Here is a 22,017-nt window from a genome sequence, read left to right on the forward strand (position 1 = left end):
GTCTCGCGGGAATTTTCGCGCCGCGTTCCCGGCAGTTCATCCGGGGCCTTGGCGAGTCCGTTGCTGTGGGATGGTACCCGGCCGCGGAATGCGTGAACACTCTGCCAGGTACCGATGAGATTACTCAAGACGGCGACTAGCCTGGAAAGGAGGTGACCAATTGCATCCAGGACCGGACGGCGGCCCGGGCACGCCGGACGAGCCGGCCGCGGCGGAGCCGACGCAGCGGGGAACCGCGGCGGAACGGGGCGTGACCACGGACGGGACCGCGACCACGACGGGTGATCCACTCGCGACCGTCCGAACCGGCCACCCCTACCGCCCGCGCAACTGGGCGCTGTGGCGCCGCCGGCCGGCACAGGTCGCGTTCATGCTCGTGGCCGAAGCCGTCGCGGCCGCCATTCTCGTCGTCGCGTTCGCCCGCTCGCCGATTCCGGCCGGAAACGACTGGATCAATTTCGCGATCCTGGCGGCCGGGGCCACCGTGCACATTCAGCTGACGCAGCGTCAGGAAGAGCGGCGGCGAAACCGGGCGAATACGGTACTGATCGACCTCACCGCCGTGTGGACGTTTTCCGCGGCGATGATACTGCCGGTACCGCTGACGCTTTCCGTCATCGCCGTGATCCGGGCGCAGCACTGGTTCATCGCGCGCCGCCCGGCGCACAACTTCGTTTTCTCGTCCATTACCCACGGCCTCGCCGGCACGCTCGCGCACCTGACGTACACGGCGCTGGGACCACCCCTGCTGGGCACCGCGGGCTGGGGCGGCTTCCTGCGCGAGTTCGGCACGATCGCCGTCACCGGCGCCATCTACGAGGCGATCCAGATCGTGTACGTGGGCGGGGTCCTGCTGCTCGGGTCGCCCGCGGGGCGCAGCGTCCGTAACGTGCTGGGCAGCCCGGCCGACAACATGCTCGAAGCGATCACCATCGGCCTGGGCGCGGTGACCGCGATCCTGCTCGACGCCGTCCCGCCGATGGTGGCGGTGATGGCCGTGGTCACCGTGGTCTTCAATCGGCTCGCGGAACTCGACCAGCTCCAGAACGACGTCCGCACCGACCCGAAAACCGGGATTCTCAACATGCGCGGCTGGTCGGAGTCGGCCGAGCGCGCACTGGAACGGACCGCCCGATCGGGTGATCAACTGGCACTGCTGATGGTCGATCTCGACCACTTCAAGTGGATTAACGACACCTATGGACATCCGGCGGGCGACGACGTCCTCCGGACGGTTGCGCAAACCCTCGACGAAGTGACGAGACCGAGCGACTTGGTCGGCCGTTTCGGGGGTGAGGAATTCCTCATTCTGCTCCCGGACATCGACGAAGAGTCGACGTGGGACGCGGCGGAACGCATACGCGTTGCCATTGCCAAGTTGCACATCGTGACAACGGACAAGCGCGGCGACCCAGCCACGGTCGCCGACCGGACAACGTCGATCGGCGTGGCCCGCCACCCCCGCCACGGAGACACGCTGGAGCGCCTTTTGCAGTCGGCGGACGCGGCGGTGTACTTGGCGAAGGAGAACGGCCGAGACCAGGTGTGTTTCGCCCCGGACACCCCTGGTGGGGGCCTCCCGGGCGGCGCGGAGAACCCACCCGGCTGAGCAAGGAGCGGCGCCAGCTCGCCCGCGCTCGGCCCAGCCGGACCGCGGCGCCGGCCAGCCGCCAGCCGCCAGCAGAACAGCAACCCGCCGCGGTAAGCCCAGCCGGACCCCGGCGCCAGCCGACCGCCCCACCCCGCCAAGCGGACCGCGCCGCACAGCAACCCGCCGCGCTAGGCCCCCAGCCGGACCGCACCGCGACGCGACCCACCTGCCGGTCCTGGTCGTCGATCGTGGGCAGTCGTGGCGAAGACGACGCAGCAGCGGCGGGTCGAAGACCGGCTCCGGGAGCTGATCGAACCCCTGATCCCGTCCCGACCGGCGCCGCGCGGTCCGGACGGGCGGCCCCGGATCGATGACGTGCCGCGCTGGAGGGGATCCTGTTCGAGCCGCTGCTGGACACGAACCCGACCGTGGGCGGCCACCACGGCCGGGCGGGCCGGCCTCGATGCCGACCGGGCAAGCTGCACGCCGACAAGGGCTACGACTACCGCCGCTGCCGCCGCTGCCTGACCCGCCGCGGAATCAAGGTCCGTATCGCCCGGTGCGGGATTGAGGGCAAGTCCCGCCTCGGCCGGGTCCGCTGGGTCGTCGAACGCACCATCTCCTGGCTGCTGCGGTTCGAACGCCTCGAGCTGCGGTGGGGCCGCCTCTTCAGAGGCGTTCGACGCGGTCGGCCTGCGGGCCCCGGTCGCTCTGACGCACCGCGTACCGGACCCGGTCACCCTTCTGCAGCGGCTCCGACCCCATGATCACGGACGCGTGGGCGAAGAGATCGTCGCCGCCTGCGTCCGGGGTGATGAAGCCGAAGCCGCGGTCGCCGTCGTAGCGCGCGACGACGCCCTCGCCGCCTCGTACGGGCACGTCCCGCGCCGCCGGCCCTGCGGCCGCGGCAGGTGCCGACCGCTGCGGCGCCGTCTGGGGCTCGGCGCCCTGGACCAGGTGCACGTCGCGGGCCTGCGGGCCCTTGTCTCCACTGGCCACCTCGTAGGCGACGCGGTCGCCCTCCGCGAGCCACGTCAGCCCCTCGGCCAGGGCCCGGGCGTGAACGAAGACGTCCCCGGCGCCGGAGTCGGGGTTGATGAAGCCGAAGCCCTTGTCCTCGTCGTACCAGGCCACCGTGCCGTCGGCACCGTCCGCGGTACCAGCCGCAGCGGGTGAGCCGGCCCCTGCTCCCAGCGGGATCACGTGCCCGGCCTGCGGGCCGCGCTCGCCTTCGACGATCAGGAAGGCCACCCGCTGCCCCTCGGTGACCACGCCGCCGGTCACGATGGCGGAGCTGTGCACGAAGATGTCGGCGCCGCCGCCGTCCGGCGACGCGAAGCCGTACCCCTTGCCCGGCTCGTACCAGTTGATGGTGCCGAGCAGGCCCACGGCGCTGCCGGTGGCCGCATCGGCGGTGACGCGAACGCGCAGCGCCTGGGGCCCGCGGTCGTTCTCGCCGACCTCGAACACGACGGTCTGACCCTCGCGGAGCACTCTCGCGCCGCCGTCCCCGACGATCTCGGAGGCGTGCACGAACACGTCCGGCGAGCCGTCCTCGGGCGCGAGGAAGCCGAAACCCCGTTCGGCGTCGAACCAACGGACGGTCCCTTGCGGCATCAAAGTCTCCAGGTCGAGAGGGCGGGCACTGGCCCCCAGTCTCTCTGACAGGCCTCCGGTCCGTCGGGCCGGGCCCACCGGCGGGCGGGTGCGGAGCCAGGGGCGGGCCGTTGGTTCACCTACCGACACGCCGAGTTTTGAGACCAGGTCCAAGCCCAGCCGGACTTCGGCGCCAGCCCGCCAGCCGCCCCAGCCCGCCAGCCCACCAAGCGGACCGCAGCACAGCAACCCGCCGCGCCAGGCCCAACCAAACAGCGGGCGCCCGCCAGCCCCGCAGCAGCAACCCGCCGCGCTAAGCCCCCAGCCGGACCATCAACTCCCGTTTCACCAGCACCTCCGCCGAAGTCCCGTGCACCGCCGCCGGTGCCAGCCGCAGGCACTCGCCCCGGTACCCCGCCGACTCCAGCTTCAACACCTTCGCCCCCGGGGCCGGCCGCGGGTGGCACCAGTGCCGAACCACCCCCGCGCCCTCCGGGTCCTTCCGCACGATCAGATACTCATGCCCCAGGTCATCCGCCACACGGTCGAGGCCGTTCCACCACAGCGCCCGCAGCGCCAGGGTCTCGCCGACCCCCGTCAGCTCCACCGGTGGGTCCGCGCGGATGTCGACGCGGAACCCGCTGTCGCCCACCCGCACCGACCGGGCCTCGAGAAAACCGGCGCGGCCGTCGACCGCCACGGCCTCCCCGCCCGCCTCCGCCCGCGGCAGCAACGCCGCCACCGCCAGCTCCGCCGCGAACCGGCCGTCGGCCGTGTCCGGAACCAGCGGCACGCCCCGCAGCGAGTCGGCCAGCAACCGGGCGCCCGTCGCCGACGCCCAGCCCAGCGCCGCCGCCCGCAACCCCGGCTCCACCCGGACCCGCGACAGCTGGGAGCCGCGCCCGCTGAACCGGGCCGCCCGGACCAGCCGGGCCGCCTCCGGGGCGTCCGAGCCGAACAGGCCCGTCATCGCCCGGTCGAGCGCCCGCGACTGCGCCTTCAGCACCGCCCGCACCACCGCACCCGGATGACCGGCGGCCAGCTCCGCTGGCGAACACGACCGCAACGCCCGCGCCAGCACCCGCAGCTCCGGAGACTCCGGCGAGCGCAACGCCGCGCCGGGAGCGAGCCGGCGCAACGCGCACACCGTGTTCTCCACGGGCACCACAAGCGAGCCCACCGCACGCCCTCCCGGTCGCCGCACCCCCGTCCGTCATTCTCCCCGGCCGCGGCCGGGCGCGGAACGTAAGAAGGGGCAGCCCCGAGCACCACCCGATCGGGCAACCGGCTTCCGGGGGTTAGCCCCGTGTCGCCGCCGAAGCGGGGCTGGCACCCTGGACCCATGCCAGCCCCGACCGAGCCGCAGCGTGTCCGCCGACCCTGGTCGACGTCCGGCTGGCTGCTGCTGGTCCTGCTGGTCGTCTTCGCCTTCGGCCTGATCGCCTCGCGCCCGCCCGCCCCGCCGGACCAGGGTCCGCCCACCGGCGACGTCCTGGCCGCCCAGAACGCCATCGACGCGCTCGTGCACCCCGGCCCGCACCCCGACGCGCTCGCGCGGCTGCCGAAGGACTTCACCGCGCTCAGCGGCGTCACCCCGGGCGCGATGCCGGCCCGCGACGGCACCGTCCGCGCCGTCCACACCGACGGCGGCTGCTCGACGCCGTGGGGCGACGACAACACGAAGTGGGACTACGCCGTGCCGTGCAAGGCGCACGACCTCGGCTACGACCTGCTGCGCTACGCCGACCGCAAGGGCCACCCGCTCGGCCCCGAGGTCCGCGCGGCGCTCGACAACCAGCTCTCCCACGACATGCACCACGCCTGCGACCTCAACCCGATGAACTCGGCGGGCACCTGCCGGCTCGTCGCGACGCTCTACTCGGCGGGCCTGGTCGTCAACTCGTGGCACCAGCGCTGGGGCCCGCCGGTCGGTGACCCGATCGGGCCCATGGTCGCCGGCGTGCTCGTGATCGCCTGCCTGCTGGTCTTCCGGCTGCGCGGCTGGCTGCGGGCCCGCCGCGAGCCGCGGCCGCCGGCGCCCGCCGCCACCCCCGCCGAAGTCAGCCGGTGGGCGCTGCTCGGCGCGGGCGGGGTCGTCCTGCTGCTCGTCGGCGAGTCGGTGACGGCGCTCGCGCACTGGGCCGGCGCGGCCGAGACGTCGCTGTGGCCGCTGACCTGGCTCGCCCAGCTCGTCCCGCTGATCTTCTTCGCCGGCGGCCACGCCAACGCCGCCGGCTGGCGCGCCGAGCAGGAGCACGGCGGCGGCTACCGCCACTTCCTGGCCGAACGCGCCAGCCCGCTGCTGCGGCCCGCGTTGATCTTCGCCGTCGTCGCGCTCCTGACGCCGCTCGCGCTCGAGCTCCTCGGCATCCCGGCCGGCACGACGGCGACGGTCATGCGGATCGCGCTGCACCCGCTGTGGCTGCTCGGTGTCTACCTGCTGACGATCGTCTGCGCGCCGCCGCTGCTGGCCCTGCACCGCCGCGCCCCGGTGAGCGCCGCGGCCGGGCTGCTCGCGCTGGTCGTCGGCGGCGAACTGGCCGCCGACGCGACCGGCTCGCCTCTGCCCCGCTTCGCGGCGACGTTCGCGCTCGCGCTCCTCGCCCAACAACTCGCCTTCGCGCACGCTGACGGCGTACGCCCGTCTCGGCGGCTGCTCGCCGCGGCTGCCGCCACCGGGGTCGCGGGCCTCGCCGTGGCGAGTGTCCTGCGGGACGGGCCACCCGTCCTGCTCGGCAGCCCGGGCGCCCCGGCGGCGTTGTCGGCCCCGCCGTGGGGCGTGCTGCTGCTCGGCCTGGTCCAGCTCGGCGTGCTCGGGCTCGTGGCCGGCCCGCTGAGCCGGCTCGGCGACCGGCCCCGCGTCGCCGCCGCGTGCCGGTTCGTCGTGCGCGCGCCGATGAGCCTCTACCTGGCGTTCCTCGCCGGGATGCTGCTGCTCGTCGCCGTCGTCTACCTGCCCGGCCGGATCGCCGACGGGCTGAGCTGGCTGATCCGGCCGCGCACGCTGGTCGCGGTCGGCCTGCTCGCGGTGCCCGCGACCCTCGTCTTCTGGTGGTTCGAACGGCACAGCCACCACGGACGGCGGCCCCGCGCGGCCGAGCTCCCCGGCCGCCGCACGGTCGTCCTGACCCGCGCCGCCGCCGCGTTCGGCATCGGGTACGCGACGCTCGGCGTGTTCGGCTTCGCGCTGACCCGCTTCGGCGGGGTGGCCGCCGACGCCGACCTGCTGGGCCTGCGGCTCGACCCGATCCAGAGCCTTGTGCACCTGCTGCTCGGGGTGTTCTTGCTGCACACGATCCGGCTCGGGGCGGGCGCGGCGACCGGCACCTGGCTCGCCACGGCGCTCGCCTGCGCGCCCTCGCTCCTGTTCGCCGACGGCGGCGGCACGTCCGAGCTCCTCGGCGTCACGCTCCACGCGGCGACGGCCGGGTTCGCCCTGCTCGCGGCGGCCGGCACGCTGCTGCCGGCCCGCCGGACCGCGATCCGGCTCTCTGACCAGGCGTAACCGGCGCGGATGCGGGAAACTGGGTGGTGCGCGACACATTCGCGGGGGGATGTGTAACGCTACGGCAACCAGGTGAGGGCACCATGCGTCCCAACCCCAGGACCATCGAGCTGAGCAGTGAGGAGTAGCCCGCGTGGATCACCCGCCTCGGACCGGGCAAGGCGGCCGCCGCCCCGCCCGCCCCCGGCAGGACGAGCCAGGCCGGCGCACCCCTCCCCCTCGCCGTCCGGCGCCCCGCCGCGAGCCGGTGGACGCGCGCCGCGCCGGTCCGCCCCCGCGTCGCCCCCAGGACCGCCCGGCGCCGCGCGCCCGCCGCAACTCCTTCCGCGGCGCGAAGATCGCGCTGGCCGTCGTGTCGCTGCTGGTGATGGGCCTGACCGGGTACGCGTGGGCCGCCATGCAGGGCCTGGTGAACGGGCTGAACTACGCGAACGTGCTCAGCGACGGCGGTGGCGGCGACAAGCCGGCCGACGGCGCCCGCGACATCCTGCTCGTCGGCCTGGACAGCCGCACCGACGCCCAGGGCAACCCGCTCTCGCGCGAGGTGCTCGACGAGCTGCGTGCCGGCGACTCCGACGGCGAGCTCAACACCGACTCGCTGATCTTCGTGCACATCCCGAACGACGGCAGCAAGGCCGTCGCGATGTCGCTGCCGCGCGACTCCTACGTGGACATCCCCGGCTACGGCAAGCACAAGATCAACTCCGCCTACGCCCGGGCGATGCTGCAAGCCCGCAAGGACCTGCAGAAGCAGGGCGTCACCGACCCGAAGGAGCTCGACGTCAAGGCCAACCAGGCCGGGGCGAAGGAGCTCATCGCGACCATCGAGAAGCTCACCGGGTCGACCATCGACAACTACGCCGCGGTCAACCTGCTCGGCTTCAGCGACATCACGAAGGCCATCGGCGGCGTCGACGTCTGCCTGAACAACAACGTCAAGGACGAGTACTCCGGCGCGGACTTCACCAAGGGCCAGCACACGATCTCCGGCGTGCAGGCGCTCGAGTTCGTCCGGCAGCGCCACGGCCTGCCCAACGGCGACCTCGACCGGGTCGTCCGCCAGCAGGTGTTCATGGCCGGGATGGCCCGCAAGGTGCTCTCGGCGGGCACGCTGACCAACCCGAGCAAGCTGTCCGACCTGATCGACGCCATCAAGAAGTCGGTCGTGCTCAACCAGAACTGGGACATCTTCGGGTTCGCCCAGCAGATGAAGGGCCTGACCGGCGGCCAGCTCGAGTTCCGCACGATCCCGGTGAAGAACGTCGAGTACAAGACCCCCGAAGACGGCACGGCCATCCAGGTCGACCCGGCCGAGGTGAAGCAGTTCGTCCAGAGCCTCGCCGGGCCGCAGCCGGGCGCCACGACGCCGCCGGCGCAGCAGGCCGACCCCGCCAACAAGGCGACCACGGTCGACGTCCGCAACGCCTCGGGCAAGACCGGCCTGGCCGCGAGCGTCGCCAAGACCCTCGACGCCAAGGGCTTCACCTCCGGCGACACGGCGAACGCGACCGCGCGCAAGACGACGGTCATCTGGGTCCCCAAGGGCGGCAAGGACAAGGGCCAGGCCGTCGCCGACGCCCTCGGCGGCTCGCCGACGATCCAAGAGGACAAGAGCGTCGCGGCCGGACACGTGATGGTGTTCCTCGGCGCCGACTACGAGGGCACCAGCTCCAACGCGAGCGCCGGGTCGGGTGCCGCCGCGGGCGCGACGTCGCAGGCCCCGGCTCCGCCGCCGGCCGCCGACGACAAGCCGATCACCGCCGAAGGCGTTCCCTGCGTCAACTGAAAGACGGCTGGTACCAGCGTCGTAGCAACCATTTCCGGGGCCTGCAAACTGCAATTTGCACGCATGGCCACCTGTTGTTAACCCGATCGGCCTAACTCGCGCAATCGGTATCAAAGACATGCCCGAAATCGCGTAAGGGCCGGGCACCTGCGCACTTACATACACGTGAGGGTGCACCTGCACGGGAAACTTGTCACCACCGTGCGAGTGCCGCGGGAGAGCACGGCAGGGGACATTGATGTGCTGATCGACGCTGAGGAGTATCAGCGGATTCTCGGAGACGAGCTCCGCAAGCTCAGGCGCAGCCGAGGCTGGACGCGCAAGGAGCTGAACCAGCACCTGCAGAGCGAGATTTCGCTGCAGACGCTGGCCACCTACGAACTGGGCACCAGACAGTGCTCCGTGGTGCGCCTGGTCGAGCTGTGCGTCGCGATGGACGAACTGCCCCAGGACCTGCTGGCCAAGGTGCACCGCCGGGTGTTCGTCGACGAGCCGGGCCGGGTCCGCGTGGACCTGCGCAAGGTCGTCGCCGACGCCTCCGACGACCTGCTGCCGCTGCGCCGCTGGGCCGAGGACCGGCTGCACCGGACCGGCGAGCACGGGGCCGGCGAGATCGCGCTCGACCTGCCGGCGCTGGAGCGCATGGCCGAGCTGTGCGGCTTGCCGACCGTGGACCTGATTTCGCGCCTGCGCCGCTACGCCTCCCGCTGATCCCCGCGGTCCCCGCCGGCCTCCTCCGCCGGCGGGGACCGCGTGCGGGTCAGCCGACCAGGAAGTCCTCGCGGCGCACCTTGCGCGTGTCCAGCCAGTACCGCCAGGTGAAGCCCGGCCAGATCGTCCGGTTGACGCCCTTCGCGTCCAAGTACCAGCTCTTGCAGCCGCCGCGCGTCCAGATGCCCTTCGCGAGCTTGCGCTGGATCGCGGTGTTGAACCGCTCCTGCACCTCGGGCTTGGGCTCGATCGCCTTGCCTCGGGCCAGCCGCAGCGCCTCGGCGACGTAGGAGATCTGGGCCTCGATCATGAACACGACCGAGTTGTGCCCGAGCCCGGTGTTCGGGCCGAGCAGGAAGAACAGGTTCGGGAAGCCGGCGACGGTGATCCCGAGGTGCGTCCGCATCCCCTCGGTCGCCCACTCCTTGCCGAGGTTCCGGCCCTCGCGGCCGACGATCTCCAGGTCGTCGAAGGCGTCGGTGACGTGGAAGCCGGTGCCGTAGATGATGACGTCGGCTTCGTGCTCGACCCCGGCCGCGTCCACGACGCTGCGCTCCCGGACCTCGCGCACGCCGTCGGTCACGACGTCGACGTTGTCCCGCGCCAGCGCCGGGTAGTAGTCGTTGGAGATGAGCACGCGCTTGCAGCCCATGGTGTAGTCCGGGGTGACCTTGCGCCGCAGCGCCGGGTCGGTGATCGCGCGGTCGATGTTGCGCTTGGCCAGGCGCTGCCCCAGCTTCATCACCCACGACTGGCCGTTGAAGCCGATCGCGCGCGCTTCGAGCAGCCAGTACAGCAGGTTCCGGTAGGCGCGCTGGGCCGGCGGGAACGCCTTGAACAGCGCGCGGGTGCGCCCGGACATCTCGTGGTCGGCCTTCGGCATGATCCACGGCGGCGTCCGCTGGAACAGCGTCAGCTCTTCGACCTCGGGCGCGATCTTCGGCACGAACTGGACCGCGCTGGCGCCGGTCCCGATCACGGCGACCTTCTTGCCCTTCAGGTCGACGTCGTGCCGCCACCGCGCGGAGTGGTAGGCCGGGCCTTCGAACTTCTCGATGCCGGGCAGCTCCGGGATCATCGGCAGGTGCAGGGCGCCGACCCCGGCGACCAGGGCGTTCGCCACGAACTCGTCGCCGCCCCTCGTGGCGACGTGCCAGCGGTTCTCGTCGGCGTCCCAGCGGGCGCCGGTCATCTCCTGGCCGAAGCGGGTGAACCGGCGCAGGTCGTGCTTGTCGGCCACCTCGCGCATGTACCGCCAGATCTCCGGCTGCGGCGAGTACGCCCGCGACCAGCCCGGGTTCTGCTCGAAGGAGAACGAGTACATGTGCGACGGGATGTCGCACGCGCACCCGGGGTAGCTGTTGTCCCGCCACGTGCCGCCGACGTCGTGCGCCTTTTCGAGGATGACGAAGTCGTCGCGCCCCTCCTTGCGCAGCTGGATCGCCATGCCGAGACCGGAGAACCCGGTCCCGACGATGACGACCCCGGTCTCCGTGCGGTTGCCCATCGCGCCTCCCGGTTGCCTGTTACTCGTCGTCCAGCTTACTCAGAGTAGGTTACTACCGGTAGAGTGTCGCCCGTGACCACCGCGAAGCGCAAGCGCATGCCCCGGGCCGAGCGGATGCGGCAGATGGTCGAGGTCGCCGAAGAGGTGTTTTCGGCGCGCGGCTACGCGGCGGCGTCCATGGACGAGATCGCCGAACTGGTGGGCGTCTCCAAGCCGATGCTCTACGAGTACTTCAACTCGAAGGAAGGCCTGCTCCTGGCCTGCATCCGCGAGTCCCGCTCGGTCCTGCGCGAAGTCACCGAGCAGGCGACCGTCGGCGCGGCCACCGCCGAGGACGCCCTGCGCCGCGGCCTGCTGGCCTTCTTCGTCTTCATCCGCGAACGGCGCCAGGCGTGGTCGCTCCTACGGCACGAGATGGCCCTCATCGGCACGCCGGCCGCCGACGAGGTCGAGGAGACCCGCCGCCAGCAGACCGACCTCATCGCCGCCCTGATGAGCGGCCACTTCGACAGCGGCGACGACCTGCGAGCCGAAGCGGCCGCGGAATTCGTGGTCGGAGCGTGCGAACGGCTCGCGATCTGGTGTGAGCGCCACGACGAAGTGAGCCCCGAGACAGCCACCGAATACGCCATGGACGTGCTGTGGAGCGGCCTGCAGCACCGTGCACGGTAGTCTGCAAGTGCATTAGGCCATTCGGTCGTTACTCAGCGCTGTCGTGTCGTGTGACACAGAGTTGCTCTACGGTATCGAGGACACGGTAGAAAGTGTGCTGGACTTTGCGCAGCCGAGAGGGGGCGCGACTGTGACATTTCCAAAGGATGCGCGTCATGGGAATGCGGTAGCCGCGTCACGGTTGTGTAAAGCATGCTGAGAGGGAGAGGGGCGTGAGGCAGATGGTGGAAATGATCACGGCGACGTACGTCCAAGACGACGCCGACTGGGCGATCACGGTCAGCGGCCACGGCAAGGAGCTCACCGCGCGAGCACCCGGCATCATCGCCGCGCGCGACCGCGCCGACCAGCTGGTCGAAGAGCTCGGCGGCGAAGGCAAGACCACCGTCGTCCACCTGCTCAACGGCAGCGCGTTCGAGTTCACCCAGGCCTACATGACAGCCCGGCTGACCCTCCCCAAGCTGCCCCCGCTCGAGGTCCCACCGCCCGGCAGCGTGCCGAAGCAGCAGACCACCGAGAAGGCCGCCGCGGACAAGAAGCCGGCGCTGCCCCCGAGCAAGCAGCTCCCCAAAGCCGTCGAGGAAAGCAAGCCCGCGGCCGAGCCCGCCCCGGCCGCCGAGAAGACAGCCGAGCAGGCCCGCGCCTGAGACACCCCTACTTCAGGAGCTTGCGCACCAACAGGACCACCACGAGGATCCCCCCACCGATCAAGGGGTACTTCACCTTCGGGTTGTCCAGCTTCGCGCGCACCCCACGCTGCGCCGCATCCGCGAGCTTCTTGGGGTCCGCCTTGACGGTCAGCTGATCGAGCGTCGCCGCCAAAGCGGTCCTCGCCTGCTCGATCTCACGCTCGATCGTCTCCGGATCGCGAGCCACATGTCCTCCTCGCCGCAACAACTACCGAACCCCAACTTAGACGACCGCCCCGCACCCACCGCACCGGCCACGCCGCACGCTACGCTGCCAACTGCAGCGGGCCCGTAGCCCAATTGGCAGAGGCACATGGTTTAGGTCCATGCCAGTGAGAGTTCGAGTCTCTCCGGGCCCACGTTCCGCTCCTTGCTCGGCGCTTCGCTGCCTCCGCCGGGCTTCACTTCGTCGTGTTCTCTGGGGGTGCAACCCCCAGACCCCGCCCGGCGGGCTTCGCCCCCGGACCCCCTTCTCGGGGGCTTCGCCCCCGAACCCCCTCCCCCAGGGGCTTCGCCCCCGGGACCCCCGCTCCTGCTCGTGGTCAGCTTTGTGTCGTTGGCTGCCAGTTTTCCTCTGCGTACGCCTTCGGCGTTCTCGGCCTCTTTCCCGTCAAGTGCTCGAAGTCTTCCGTTATCGGGCTGAATACTCCTGCTCTCACCTGCTTGAACAGGTGCAGCATGTGGTTTACCCAGGCCTCCGGGCGGCCTGATTTTGCGAAGTGTGCTCGGTGCTCCTCCGGTGTTGCGTCCACGTGGTGGATCGGGCGGCCCGATGTCTCTGCCAGTAGCTCTGCCATCTCTGTGAACGTCAGCTGCTCTGGGCCCGTGATCGTGTAGCCGCGGCCTTCGTGGCCCTTCTCTGTCAGGACCTTTGCCGCCGCCTCTGCCAGGTCTCTTGTGTCCGTGAAACCGACCTTGCTCTTGCCGGTTCCCGCGTACAGCTCGTTCCTCTCGCGCAACGCCCTTGCGAAGACCCACTCGTCCTCGTCGAAGTTCTGCAAGAACCAGCTCGGGCGCAGGATCGTCCAGGTCTTGCCCGCCTCCTGGACCGCTCGCTCGACCGCTCGGCGCGGTGCGTCCTCCGGTGCCTTGTCGACCCCCACCGCTGACATCAGCACCACCCTCGTCACCGATGGCGCCGCCTCCAGGAAGCGGGTGATGATCGTCGCCGCCTTGTCGTTGCTGTCCAGACCCTTCAGGAACACCGCGTCCGCGTCGCCCAGCGCCGTCGTCCACGTCGATTCGTCGTACCAGTCGAACTTCACCGGCGTCACCAGGCCGTTTGCTTCGCCTGGGTGGCGGCTTGCTGCCCGTACCGGGACCCCTGCCTTCGTCAAGGCCTCCACCACTCGTCGGCCCGCCTTGCCTGTTGCACCTTCGATCCACACTGTCATTGCTTCAAGCTATGGGCTTCTTGCGAGACGGTGAATGGCTCAAACTCTTGTTGCCTTGTCTGATCGTCTCGCTATCGTGGACCTGTGGATGTGCTTGCCGATGTTCTTGCCGCCCTGCGGGCTGGTACTCCTGTTGCTGCTCACACCGAGGCCTGTGCTCCCTGGGGGCTGCGGTTCGACCACGTCACCGGGGCCTCCTTCCACGTTGTCCTGCAAGGCACCTCCTGGCTTACTCCGCTGGCCGGTGGTCCTGACTTCGAGCCCGTCGAACTCGGGCCTGGAGACGTTGTGCTGCTCGGGCGGGGTGTTCCGCATGCCATGACCTCGATGCCCGGTACTCCGTTGATCGACTTCCGGCCCACTCGGCCCTCCGCGACCACGCCCTTCGGGCGTGTCTCGGTGCCCGGTCCGGGTGCTCGCGCGACCATCGTCTGCGGGGCCTACCGGCTGCGGCGGCACCGGCCGCATCCGCTGCTGCGGGACCTGCCCGAGGTGCTGCACCTGCCTGCTGTGCCGGGGCGGCATCCCGGGTTGCGGGCGCTCGTCCAGCTTCTCGGTGACGAGCTCGCCGCGCACCCGCCCGGTGCTGCCGTTGTCGCTCCCTCGCTCGTCGATGCCCTGCTCGTCTACATGCTGCGTGCCTGGCTGCAGGAGACGGCCGATGCTGCCGGGTGGTCGGGTGCGCTCGCCGATCCCGTTACCGCGCGGGCTCTTGACGCCATTCACGGTGATCCCGCTCGTGCTTGGACCGTTGAGCAGCTCGGGGCCGCGGCCGGGCTGTCGCGGGCCGCCTTCGCCCGGCGGTTCACCTCGCTGGTCGGCGAGCCGCCGCTCACCTACCTCACCCGGTGGCGGATGACCACCGCCGCGCAGCTGCTCCGCGAGTCCGATCGGCCGGTCGCGCAAGTCGCCGCGGCCGTCGGGTACGGGTCGGCCTTTGCCTTCTCCAAAGCCTTTCGGCGCGAGTACGCCACTACGCCGGGCGGTTACCGCGGAGCCGAGCTCAGCTGAGTTCGACCACGATGTGCGGGTGGAGGGCCTTCAGGAATTCGGCCGCGTCAAACATCTCTCCTGCCGACGCGACGCCTGTCGCCTTTGTCCGTCCACTCAGGATCCGCTCCACCGCTTCGACCGCCAGCGGCGCGCTGACCGCGTAGATGTCCTCGCCGCGGGCGACGGCCCGGCGCTCCTCGCCGCCCGCGCGGACCACCACGTCCACCACGAACGTCTCCGCCGCGTCGCGCTCGTTCGCCGCCGCCAGGCCGTTCGCCGCGTCCGTCGTCATGTAGCTGGTGACGTCGGCGACCTTCAGGTGACTCGGGATCGTCACGATGTCCGCCATCGAGAACTCGCCGAGCACCTGCTTGGGGCCCAGCGGGTCGGGGAACGTCCAGTCCTGCGACGGCAGTGCGTCCTCGCGGTGCTCCAGCCGGCCTCCCGCGAAGCGGATGCGCTTGCCGCCACGGCGTTCGCGCGACACCTTGCCCGCCGCGAGGGTGCCGGGCGTGGGGTGCCAGCCGCTCAGCCCGTACGCCACGTGGATCTCGTCGGCCGCCGCCCACTCGCCCATCGCCGCCGTCGCCAGCAGGTCGGCCAAGCCGCCGAAGAACGCCATCGCGGGCACCACCACCGTGCCGGCGTCCAGCGCGAACGTGTCGAGGTTGGCCTCGATCTCGGCCGCGACGTCCACATACGGCACGCCGGCGCGCGCCGCCGCCTCGATCAGCGGTCGCGCCGTCGCGGCGAACGGGCCGGCGCAGTTGATCACCGCGGCGACGCCCTCCAGCGCGCGGTCGAGCGCCGCCGGGTCGTCGACCGAGGCCGGCCGTCCTCCAGCGAGCTTCGCCGCGTCGCGGCCGGAAAGGACCGGCATGAAGCCGCGTTCGCGCAGCTCAGCCACCACGAAGCGGCCAGTGTGTCCGTAAGCGCCGTAAACCAGTACCGAAGTCATGCGGACAATCCTGGAGATCGTTGCGCGTTCGCGACAGTGTCTGGAACGCCGTGCTGCGTACACTTTCGGACATGCACGCTGTCGCGCTGGCCGCCACCGACGGGATGCTGTCGTTCGAGCTGACGATCGCGTCGGAGGTGTTCGGCGACGACCCGAGGTACGACTTCGCCGTCTGCGGCTCGGCACCGGTCCGCGTCGGCCGGTTCCTCCTGGAACCCGACGACGGCCTCGACCGCCTGGCGCGCGCCGGCACGGTGCTCGTACCCGGCTGGGCCGACGTAGACGTGGCCCCGCCCGCCGACCTGCTCGCCGCGGTGCGGGCGGCCCACGCGGCCGGCGCGCGGGTGGCATCCCTGTGCACGGGCGCGTTCGTGCTCGCCGCGGCCGGCCTGCTGGACGGCCTCCGCGCGACGACGCACTGGGCCCACACCGACGTCCTCGCCGCCCGCTTCCCGCGCGTGACGGTGGACCCGGACGTGCTGTACGTCGACAACGGCAGGGTGCTGACATCGGCGGGCAAGGCGGCGGCGATGGACCTGTGCCTGCACCTGCTCCGAGCCGACCACGGCCCGGCGGCGGCCAACGCGGTCGCCCGCCGCCTGGTGGTGCCCCCGCACCGAGCGGGCGGCCAGGCCCAGTACGTGGCCACACCGGTCCCAGCCCGCGACGACCACCCGCTGGCGGCGCTGCTCCCGTGGATCACCGCCCGCCTCGACCAGCCGCTGACGGTGGAGGACCTGGCCCGCCAGGCAAAGGTGAGCACCCGCCACCTGACCCGCCACTTCCACGCGGCAACGGGCACGACGCCGTTGCAGTGGCTGCTGACCCAGCGAATCCGGCGCGCCCAGGAGCTGCTGGAGAAAACGGACGCACCGGTGGAGAGGATCGCGGCGTCGGTGGGCATGGGAACGGCGACGACGTTGCGCCGGCATTTCAACCGGACGGTGGGCGTGCCCCCGGACGCGTATCGGCGGACGTTCCGCGGATAGGGTCCGGCGGCGATTCCTTCGGCCGCGGAGTCGTTGTGTCCCAACGGTTCCTCCGATTGTCCACAGGCCGGGGCCGTTGTGGATAGGTGCGCCGTCACAGGCCCGAACAGCCGGTTTTGTCGGGCGGCCCCGATAGAATCGACCTGGGGACGCCCCCTGGGAGCGGCGGGGCCGCTCGTCGCCCCCGGACACCTACCGGCGGACCTTCCGCGGTTAGGGTTCGCCATGCAGTCGTACGGGTTCGTGGGTACCGGCGAGCTCACCGCCGCCATTGTCGAAGGGCTCAGCTCGGACGTCTCCGACCCGCCCGCCGTCTTCCTCTCGCCGCGCAACCGCGATCTCGCGCACGACCTCGCCGCCCGCTTCCCCAACGCCGAGGTCTGCCACGACAACCAGCAAGTGCTCGACCGCGCGGACGTCGTCGTCATCGCCGTGCGCCCACAGATCGTCCAAGACGTACTGGCGGAACTCACCTTCCGGCCGGAGCACGTCGTCGTCAGCGCGGTTGCCGCGACCAGCCTCGCGCAGCTGCACGAATGGGCCGCCCCCGCGCGCCGGGTCGTCCGCTCCATCCCGCTGCCCACCGCGAGCCGGCGGGCGAGCCGCACCGCCGTGTTCCCCGACGACCCCGACGCCCGGGCGCTCTTCGAAAGCGTCGGAGACGTCGTCGTCCCCGAAGACGAGACGGCCCTGGCCACGTTCAGCGCCGCCACTGCCACCTTCTCCGCGCACCTCGCCCAGCTCGCCGCAATCGCGAACTGGATGGCCGACAACGGGGTCAGCCAAGCGGACGCCTACGTCGCCCACGTCTACGGCGAACTCGGCCGCACCCTCGCCGACCACGACGGCACCCTCGGCGAACTCGCCCGCAAGCACGAAACACCCGGCGGGATCAACGAACAGTTCCGGACCGCGTCGCAAGACGACGACCGGATCCGCCGCGGCCTCGATGACGTCCTCACCCGCGTGAAAGGTCAGTAGCGCACGTCGCTCTGCAGCAGCGGTGGGTACACAGTGGACGGTTCGCCGTCGACCGTCGCGCCCGCGAACTGCAGCATCGCCCGCTGGGCGCCGTGCATCGGGGCCGGGTAGTCCAGCGTCGGCGCCGAAACCTCGTCCAAGCGCGCCAGGTCCGATGCCGAGAGCGTGACGTCCAAGCCCGCCAAGTTGCCCGTCAGGTGCTCCAGCCGCCGGGCGCCGACGATCGGGACCACCGTCCCCGGCCGCGCCCGCAGCCACGCCAGGGAAACCGCCGCCGGCGTCGTCTCCAGCGCCGAAGCGATCTCCGCGACGAGATCGATCACCGCGTACTCCGCATCCGACGGGCCACCCACGAACGCCGCGCGGGCCGAGTCCGGCGCCGACGAGCCGCGCCGGTACTTGCCCGACAGGAAGCCGTTCTTCAGCGGGCTCCACGGCGTCAGCGCGATCCCCTGGTCGAGCGCGAACGGCGCCAGCTCACCCTCCACCGTCCGCGCCAGCAGCGAGTACTCGACCTGCAGCGCGACCAGCGGCGTCCAGCCCCGCAGCAACGCCGTCGTCTGGGCCTGCGCCGTGACCCACGCCGGGGTGTTCGAGAAACCGACGTAGCGGATCTTGCCCGCGCGCACCAGGTCGTCGAGGGTGCGCAGGGTTTCCTCGATCGGCGTGTGGCGGTCCCAGTTGTGCAGCCAGTACAGGTCGAGGTGGTCGGTCCGCAGCCGGCGCAGCGACTCGTCGAGCTGGGCGATGATCGACGCGCGGCCCGCGCCGCCGCCGTTGGGATCGCCGGGGAACATGTTGCCGAAGAACTTCGACGCCAGCACGACGTGCTGACGGCGTCCCGGGTGCGCGGCGAAGAAGTCGCCGAGGATCTTCTCCGAGTGGCCGTTCGTGTAGAAGTTGGCCGTGTCGACGAAGTTCCCGCCGAGGTCGAGGTAGGTCGCGAGGATCTTCTCGGACTCCTCGACGCCGCAGCCGGCGCCGCCGGGATCCTCGCCGAAGGTCATCGCGCCGAGCGCGAACGGGCTGACGCGCAGCCCGGACCGGCCGAGGGTGACGTAGTGGTCGAGTGGCATGGAACTCTCCTCCGGTGTCGGATTGGTACCACCAGGAAACCGTGAACACCCAGCTCAGCGGTAGATCGATCGACGCGGGTTCTTGCACGATCCGCGCAACCTGGATTGTCACGAGCAAGCGGGCGTGCTTCCCTGGAGACGTGCTGACCGAGCTCCGCGACCTCGTCGCCGCCCACGCGCGCGCCGACCTGCGCACGCCGATCCCGGGCCTGCTGCTGTCCGAAGTGGACACCAGCGAACCGCACCACTCGCTGGCCGAGCCGCTGCTGGTCGTCATGGCCCAGGGCGGCAAACGCCTGCTCCTCGGCGAGCAGGTGCACGAGTACCGCGCCGGGCAGTACCTGCTGGTCGGCACGGACCTGCCGGTGACCGGCCACTTCGTCGGCGCGACGCCGGAGACGCCGGCGCTGGGCGTGGGCCTGGCGCTGCGGCCCGCGGCCATCGCCCCGCTGCTGCTCGAAGCCCCACCGGGCCGGTTCCCGCGCACGCCGCCGGCGTCGCCGATCGCGACCGGGGACGCGAGCCCGGAGCTGCTCGACGCCGTCGTCCGGCTGGTGCGACTGGTCGGCCACCCCACCGACGCGCCCGTGCTCGCCCCGCTGATCGAGCGGGAGGTCCTCTGGCGGCTGCTGACCGGCCCGCACGGCGGTCTGGTCCGCCAGCTCGGCCTGGCCGACAGCGGGCTGGCCCACGTCGGCCGCGCGATCCGGTGGATCCGCGAGAACTTCGCCGAGCCGATGCGGATCGACGAGCTCGCGCGGCTTAGCGGACTGAGCCCGTCGGCGTTCCACCGGCACTTCCGCGCGGTCACCGCGATGAGCCCGTTGCAGTTCCAGAAGCGCATCCGCCTGCAGGAGGCCCGTTCGCTGCTGCTGGCCGGCGCGGGCGACGTCGCGGGCGTCGGGCACCTCGTCGGCTACGACAGCCCGTCGCAGTTCAACCGCGAGTACCGCCGCCTCTTCGGCGCCCCGCCCGGTCAAGACGCGGCCCGGCTGCGCGCGGCGGCGGCGCCGGGGCCGCAGCTGCCGTGACGTCCGATCCGTTCAAGACCCGCGCCCGCGCCGGTGCGAGGCTGAGCGCATGGCTGTGAACCTTTCCGCGGCGGCGTCGTTCATGGCGACGCACGCCCGGCTCCTCGACCGACGCCGCTTCGAGCTGCTTCGCGGCGAAGCTCACGCCGACGCCGTGCTGGCCGCCGTCGACGGCTACCGCAACCCCGACGGGGGCTACGGCTGGGGCCTCGAGCCCGACCTGCGGGCGCCGGAAAGCCAGCCCGGCGGCGCGCTGCACGCCTTCGAGGTCTTCGAAGAGCTCGGCCCGGACACCACCCCGCACGCCGCCGCGCTCTGCGACTGGCTGGCCTCGGTGTCGACCCCGGACGGCGGCCTGCCCTTCGCCCTGCCCGTGGCCGACCCGGCCGGCTGCGCGCCCTTCTGGGTCCAGGCCGACCCGAAGGAGGCGACGCTGCAGAGCACGGCGTTCGCCGCCGGCGTCGCGCTGCGCGTCGCCCGCCACGACCGCGCGGTGCGCGACCACCCGTGGCTGGCCGCCGCGACCGAATACTGCTTCCGCGAAATCCGCGCGCTTTCCGAAGCACCGCACGCGATCGCGCTGTCGTTCGCGGTGGGCGTGGTGGACGCGGCGCACGACTTCCACGCCGAGGCGGCCCCGCTGCTGGACCGGCTGGCCGCGTACGTCTCGCCCGACGGCCTGGTCCCGGTGGCCGGCGGTTCCGAAGGGGAAACCCTGCGGGCACTGGACTTCGCGCCGCTGCCGGACCGCCCCGCCCGCACGTTGTTCGCGGACGCCGTCATCGAAGCGGAGCTGCAGCGGCTCGCCTCGGAGCAGCAGGACGACGGCGGCTGGCGCGTCGATTTCGCGAGCTATTCGCCCGCCGCGGAGCTCGAATGGCGGGGGTACGCGACCGTCCGCGCGGTATCGATCCTGCAGCGCAACGGCGTCGTCTGAGCTTCTACACGAGCGACGCCGAGCTTCACTCGGCCGTGGTACATCGAAGTTACGGGCGGTGACCGGTCCCGTGCCTTACGGTGTACCCGGCCGAACCCGTACTGTGACGGGGATGCCGGTGCCCGGAGGTGAAGCATGTCGTCGCGCAACCCGTTGAGCTGGTTCACCCGCTGGGCCGACTGGTTCGAGGAACGCGGCGTCTACGTGCCCGGCGAGGAGAGCCGCGCGGTCGACCCGGTGCGCGATTTCGGCTGGCTGATGGCCGCGTGGGTGGCCGGCGTGGCGATCTTCATCCTGCTGTTCGCGCTCGCGGTTTAAGTGGCATGTCGGTGGTGATTGTCACCACCCGTGCCGTTCCGGTCACGGATTGGCCACGGCGCGGCACCAGGTGCGCGACAACCCCCTGTGTTTCCTCGTAACCCCGCGCGATCACGGCCAGAGTGGAGCGGGTTCGCCCGGCACGCCCCGTTGCCGAACGGCACCCCCGACCCGCCGACTGGAGTACCCGCGATGGCGCTCGCGCGCACGTGCAAGATCATGTTCACCACAGGACTGCTTTCCCTGGCGGTGGCGTGCGGGGTCCCTTCGGCGCAGGAGGGCACCGCGGCGCTCGGCGCGGGTTCGCCGGCGGGCGCGGGCGCGTCGGCTTCGCAGGCGGGCAACGACCTCAAGTTCGGCGCCGATCACCGGTTCCCCAGCGGCCTCACCATCTCGGTCGGCTCGCCCAAGTCGTTCCAGCCCAGCGCGTCGGCGTACCCGCGCAGCGCGCGCGGCGCGGCGTTCGACGTCGAGCTGACCAACGACGGCGCGACGACGTACAAGCTCTCGGGCCTCACGGTCACCGCGACCTCGTCGGGCAGCCCGGTCAAGCAGGTCGTGGACACGACGCAGGGGTTCACCGGCATCGCGGACGCGGGCAAGGACGTGCCGTCGGGCCGTTCGGTGCACGTCACGCTGGCGTTCGCGGTCCCGGAGGAGCCGGCCCAGCTGCGCCTGCAGGTCCGCCCTAGCGCGACCGAGCCCGCCGCGGTCACCTACTGCGGTCCGGCCTGACGCTACGCTCGGTTCATGACCGAGCGACTTTCCCCCGGCGACGAAGCCCCGGACTTCACCCTGCCCGACAGCGAGGGCAAGGACGTTTCGCTGCGCGACTTCCGCGGCAAGTCCGTCGTCGTGTACTTCTACCCGGCGGCGAGCACGCCGGGCTGCACCAAGCAGGCGTGCGACTTCCGCGACAACCTCGCCGAGCTGAACGACGCGGGCTACCAGGTCATCGGCATCTCCCCGGACACGCAGGCGAAGCTGGCGAAGTTCGCCGCGAACGAGAGCCTGACGTTCCCGCTCCTGGGCGACCCCGAGAAAACGGTGATCGAGGCCTGGGGCGCGTACGGCGAGAAGAAGAACTACGGCAAGACCTACATGGGCGTGATCCGTTCGACGTTCGTGGTGGACCCGGAGGGCAAGATCGCGAACGCGTTCTACAACGTCCGCGCGACCGGCCACGTGGCGAAGCTGATCCGGGACCTCGGCCTGGCTTCCTGACTTCTTCCACCCGCTTGCAGGCTTGTCCTCCCTCGGTCCGCCAGGAAACATCCGGCGGT

General features: G+C 71.4%; 21 protein-coding genes, 1 tRNA gene and 2 pseudogenes. 16 read left to right on the forward strand and 8 right to left on the reverse strand.

All coding sequences use genetic code 11. The annotated features are described in order from the left end of the window. The first annotated feature begins 160 nt into the window (after positions 1-160). The gene (locus ACIRSS_RS12710) at positions 161-1,609 is read left to right on the forward strand and encodes a diguanylate cyclase (RefSeq protein WP_400894058.1); all 1,449 of its coding nucleotides are present in this window, start codon (positions 161-163) and stop codon (positions 1,607-1,609) included. 392 nt (positions 1,610-2,001) lie between these two features. Beyond that, a pseudogene (locus tag ACIRSS_RS12715) lies at positions 2,002-2,256 on the forward strand (IS5/IS1182 family transposase); the annotation flags it as partial. Between the two features lie 4 nt (positions 2,257-2,260). Here the strand turns inward: ACIRSS_RS12715 and ACIRSS_RS12720 are convergent. The 3 genes and pseudogenes from ACIRSS_RS12720 to ACIRSS_RS12730 all read right to left on the reverse strand — a co-directional run bounded on the left by ACIRSS_RS12720 (position 2,261) and on the right by ACIRSS_RS12730 (position 4,367). Next, positions 2,261-2,980: a cold-shock protein gene (locus ACIRSS_RS12720; protein ID WP_400897432.1), complete on the reverse strand. Its 720-nt coding sequence runs from the start codon at positions 2,978-2,980 to the stop codon at positions 2,261-2,263. A gap of 30 nt (positions 2,981-3,010) precedes the next feature. After that, a pseudogene (locus tag ACIRSS_RS12725) lies at positions 3,011-3,208 on the reverse strand (cold-shock protein); the annotation flags it as partial. A 292-nt stretch (positions 3,209-3,500) separates the two neighbouring features. Then, positions 3,501-4,367 carry a hypothetical protein gene (locus tag ACIRSS_RS12730; protein ID WP_400894060.1) on the reverse strand — a complete coding sequence of 289 codons (867 nt, stop codon included), beginning with the start codon at positions 4,365-4,367 and terminating at the stop codon, positions 3,501-3,503. A gap of 162 nt (positions 4,368-4,529) precedes the next feature. Here ACIRSS_RS12730 and ACIRSS_RS12735 point away from each other — a divergent pair, with 162 nt between their 5' ends. The 3 genes from ACIRSS_RS12735 to ACIRSS_RS12745 all read left to right on the forward strand — a co-directional run bounded on the left by ACIRSS_RS12735 (position 4,530) and on the right by ACIRSS_RS12745 (position 9,189). After that, positions 4,530-6,692 carry a phospholipase A2 gene (locus ACIRSS_RS12735; protein ID WP_400894062.1) on the forward strand — a complete coding sequence of 721 codons (2,163 nt, stop codon included), beginning with the start codon at positions 4,530-4,532 and terminating at the stop codon, positions 6,690-6,692. 133 nt (positions 6,693-6,825) lie between these two features. Then, entirely contained in the window at positions 6,826-8,478 is a 1,653-nt protein-coding gene (locus ACIRSS_RS12740) for an LCP family protein (protein ID WP_400894064.1), read from the forward strand. A 240-nt stretch (positions 8,479-8,718) separates the two neighbouring features. Further along, the gene (locus tag ACIRSS_RS12745; protein WP_400894066.1) at positions 8,719-9,189 is read left to right on the forward strand and encodes a helix-turn-helix domain-containing protein; all 471 of its coding nucleotides are present in this window, start codon (positions 8,719-8,721) and stop codon (positions 9,187-9,189) included. Between the two features lie 49 nt (positions 9,190-9,238). On the opposite strand, the gene ACIRSS_RS12750 is transcribed toward ACIRSS_RS12745, so the two are convergent. Next, positions 9,239-10,696 carry a flavin-containing monooxygenase gene (locus ACIRSS_RS12750; protein ID WP_400894068.1) on the reverse strand — a complete coding sequence of 486 codons (1,458 nt, stop codon included), beginning with the start codon at positions 10,694-10,696 and terminating at the stop codon, positions 9,239-9,241. Positions 10,697-10,810: 114 nt separating this feature from the next. Between ACIRSS_RS12750 and ACIRSS_RS12755 the strand changes: the two genes are divergently transcribed. Both ACIRSS_RS12755 and ACIRSS_RS12760 read left to right on the forward strand, forming a co-directional pair. Further along, positions 10,811-11,368, forward strand: a complete 558-nt coding sequence (locus tag ACIRSS_RS12755; RefSeq protein ID WP_372664600.1) for a TetR/AcrR family transcriptional regulator — start codon at positions 10,811-10,813, stop codon at positions 11,366-11,368. Positions 11,369-11,589: 221 nt separating this feature from the next. Continuing rightward, positions 11,590-12,015, forward strand: a complete 426-nt coding sequence (locus ACIRSS_RS12760) for a hypothetical protein (protein ID WP_400897434.1) — start codon at positions 11,590-11,592, stop codon at positions 12,013-12,015. 7 nt (positions 12,016-12,022) lie between these two features. Here the strand turns inward: ACIRSS_RS12760 and ACIRSS_RS12765 are convergent, their stop codons facing one another. Then, complete coding sequence (locus tag ACIRSS_RS12765) at positions 12,023-12,244, reverse strand: DUF3618 domain-containing protein (protein ID WP_086679911.1); 222 nt, start codon at positions 12,242-12,244, stop codon at positions 12,023-12,025. A gap of 98 nt (positions 12,245-12,342) precedes the next feature. On the opposite strand from ACIRSS_RS12765, the gene ACIRSS_RS12770 reads away from it, so the two are divergent. Further along, positions 12,343-12,416, forward strand: a tRNA-Leu gene (locus ACIRSS_RS12770). Between the two features lie 183 nt (positions 12,417-12,599). Here ACIRSS_RS12770 and ACIRSS_RS12775 read toward each other — a convergent pair. Then, positions 12,600-13,451, reverse strand: coding sequence for an NAD(P)H-binding protein (locus ACIRSS_RS12775; RefSeq protein ID WP_400894070.1), 852 nt, complete (start codon positions 13,449-13,451; stop codon positions 12,600-12,602). 84 nt (positions 13,452-13,535) lie between these two features. Here ACIRSS_RS12775 and ACIRSS_RS12780 point away from each other — a divergent pair, with 84 nt between their 5' ends. Next, a complete protein-coding gene (locus tag ACIRSS_RS12780) occupies positions 13,536-14,462 on the forward strand; it encodes an AraC family transcriptional regulator (RefSeq protein ID WP_400894072.1) in 927 nt (308 codons plus the stop codon). Here the strand turns inward: ACIRSS_RS12780 and ACIRSS_RS12785 are convergent. Further along, complete coding sequence (locus ACIRSS_RS12785) at positions 14,455-15,402, reverse strand: saccharopine dehydrogenase NADP-binding domain-containing protein (protein ID WP_400894074.1); 948 nt, start codon at positions 15,400-15,402, stop codon at positions 14,455-14,457. The two genes, ACIRSS_RS12780 and ACIRSS_RS12785, sit on opposite strands and share 8 nt — an antisense overlap. A gap of 71 nt (positions 15,403-15,473) precedes the next feature. Between ACIRSS_RS12785 and ACIRSS_RS12790 the strand changes: the two genes are divergently transcribed. Then, complete coding sequence (locus ACIRSS_RS12790; protein ID WP_400894076.1) at positions 15,474-16,391, forward strand: helix-turn-helix domain-containing protein; 918 nt, start codon at positions 15,474-15,476, stop codon at positions 16,389-16,391. Between the two features lie 225 nt (positions 16,392-16,616). Then, entirely contained in the window at positions 16,617-17,372 is a 756-nt protein-coding gene (locus ACIRSS_RS12795; protein ID WP_400894078.1) for an NAD(P)-binding domain-containing protein, read from the forward strand. Here ACIRSS_RS12795 and ACIRSS_RS12800 read toward each other — a convergent pair. Further along, positions 17,366-18,448, reverse strand: a complete 1,083-nt coding sequence (locus tag ACIRSS_RS12800; RefSeq protein ID WP_400894080.1) for an aldo/keto reductase — start codon at positions 18,446-18,448, stop codon at positions 17,366-17,368. The genes ACIRSS_RS12795 and ACIRSS_RS12800 overlap by 7 nt on opposite strands. A 140-nt stretch (positions 18,449-18,588) precedes the next feature. On the opposite strand from ACIRSS_RS12800, the gene ACIRSS_RS12805 reads away from it, so the two are divergent. From ACIRSS_RS12805 to bcp, 5 genes are all read left to right on the forward strand, one after another. Beyond that, entirely contained in the window at positions 18,589-19,479 is an 891-nt protein-coding gene (locus ACIRSS_RS12805) for an AraC family transcriptional regulator N-terminal domain-containing protein (protein WP_400894082.1), read from the forward strand. Between the two features lie 49 nt (positions 19,480-19,528). Then, complete coding sequence (locus ACIRSS_RS12810) at positions 19,529-20,416, forward strand: hypothetical protein (protein WP_400894084.1); 888 nt, start codon at positions 19,529-19,531, stop codon at positions 20,414-20,416. 135 nt (positions 20,417-20,551) lie between these two features. Further along, the gene (locus ACIRSS_RS12815; protein ID WP_364452639.1) at positions 20,552-20,734 is read left to right on the forward strand and encodes a hypothetical protein; all 183 of its coding nucleotides are present in this window, start codon (positions 20,552-20,554) and stop codon (positions 20,732-20,734) included. Between the two features lie 192 nt (positions 20,735-20,926). Next, complete coding sequence (locus ACIRSS_RS12820; RefSeq protein ID WP_400894085.1) at positions 20,927-21,469, forward strand: hypothetical protein; 543 nt, start codon at positions 20,927-20,929, stop codon at positions 21,467-21,469. A gap of 15 nt (positions 21,470-21,484) precedes the next feature. Next, positions 21,485-21,958, forward strand: coding sequence for a thioredoxin-dependent thiol peroxidase (gene bcp, locus ACIRSS_RS12825; RefSeq protein WP_400894087.1), 474 nt, complete (start codon positions 21,485-21,487; stop codon positions 21,956-21,958). The last annotated feature ends 59 nt before the right edge of the window (positions 21,959-22,017 follow it).

It is taken from the genome of Amycolatopsis sp. NPDC101161, assembly GCF_044768185.1.
In the GTDB taxonomy this organism is placed as follows: Bacteria; Actinomycetota; Actinomycetes; order Mycobacteriales; family Pseudonocardiaceae; genus Amycolatopsis.

Excerpts from the sequence above, each read along its gene's own strand:
- ACIRSS_RS12735 (WP_400894062.1), top strand. The coding sequence starts at position 4,530 with ATGCCAGCCCCGACCGAGCCGCAGCGTGTCCGCCGACCCTGGTCGACG.
- ACIRSS_RS12750 (WP_400894068.1), bottom strand. The coding sequence starts at position 10,696 with ATGGGCAACCGCACGGAGACCGGGGTCGTCATCGTCGGGACCGGGTTC.
- ACIRSS_RS12755 (WP_372664600.1), top strand. The coding sequence starts at position 10,811 with ATGCGGCAGATGGTCGAGGTCGCCGAAGAGGTGTTTTCGGCGCGCGGC.
- ACIRSS_RS12760 (WP_400897434.1), top strand. The coding sequence starts at position 11,590 with ATGGTGGAAATGATCACGGCGACGTACGTCCAAGACGACGCCGACTGG.
- ACIRSS_RS12775 (WP_400894070.1), bottom strand. The coding sequence starts at position 13,451 with ATGACAGTGTGGATCGAAGGTGCAACAGGCAAGGCGGGCCGACGAGTG.
- ACIRSS_RS12785 (WP_400894074.1), bottom strand. The coding sequence starts at position 15,402 with ATGACTTCGGTACTGGTTTACGGCGCTTACGGACACACTGGCCGCTTC.
- ACIRSS_RS12790 (WP_400894076.1), top strand. The coding sequence starts at position 15,474 with ATGCACGCTGTCGCGCTGGCCGCCACCGACGGGATGCTGTCGTTCGAG.
- ACIRSS_RS12795 (WP_400894078.1), top strand. The coding sequence starts at position 16,617 with ATGCAGTCGTACGGGTTCGTGGGTACCGGCGAGCTCACCGCCGCCATT.
- ACIRSS_RS12800 (WP_400894080.1), bottom strand. The coding sequence starts at position 18,448 with ATGCCACTCGACCACTACGTCACCCTCGGCCGGTCCGGGCTGCGCGTC.
- ACIRSS_RS12810 (WP_400894084.1), top strand. The coding sequence starts at position 19,529 with ATGGCTGTGAACCTTTCCGCGGCGGCGTCGTTCATGGCGACGCACGCC.
- ACIRSS_RS12815 (WP_364452639.1), top strand. The coding sequence starts at position 20,552 with ATGTCGTCGCGCAACCCGTTGAGCTGGTTCACCCGCTGGGCCGACTGG.
- ACIRSS_RS12820 (WP_400894085.1), top strand. The coding sequence starts at position 20,927 with ATGGCGCTCGCGCGCACGTGCAAGATCATGTTCACCACAGGACTGCTT.
- bcp (WP_400894087.1), top strand. The coding sequence starts at position 21,485 with ATGACCGAGCGACTTTCCCCCGGCGACGAAGCCCCGGACTTCACCCTG.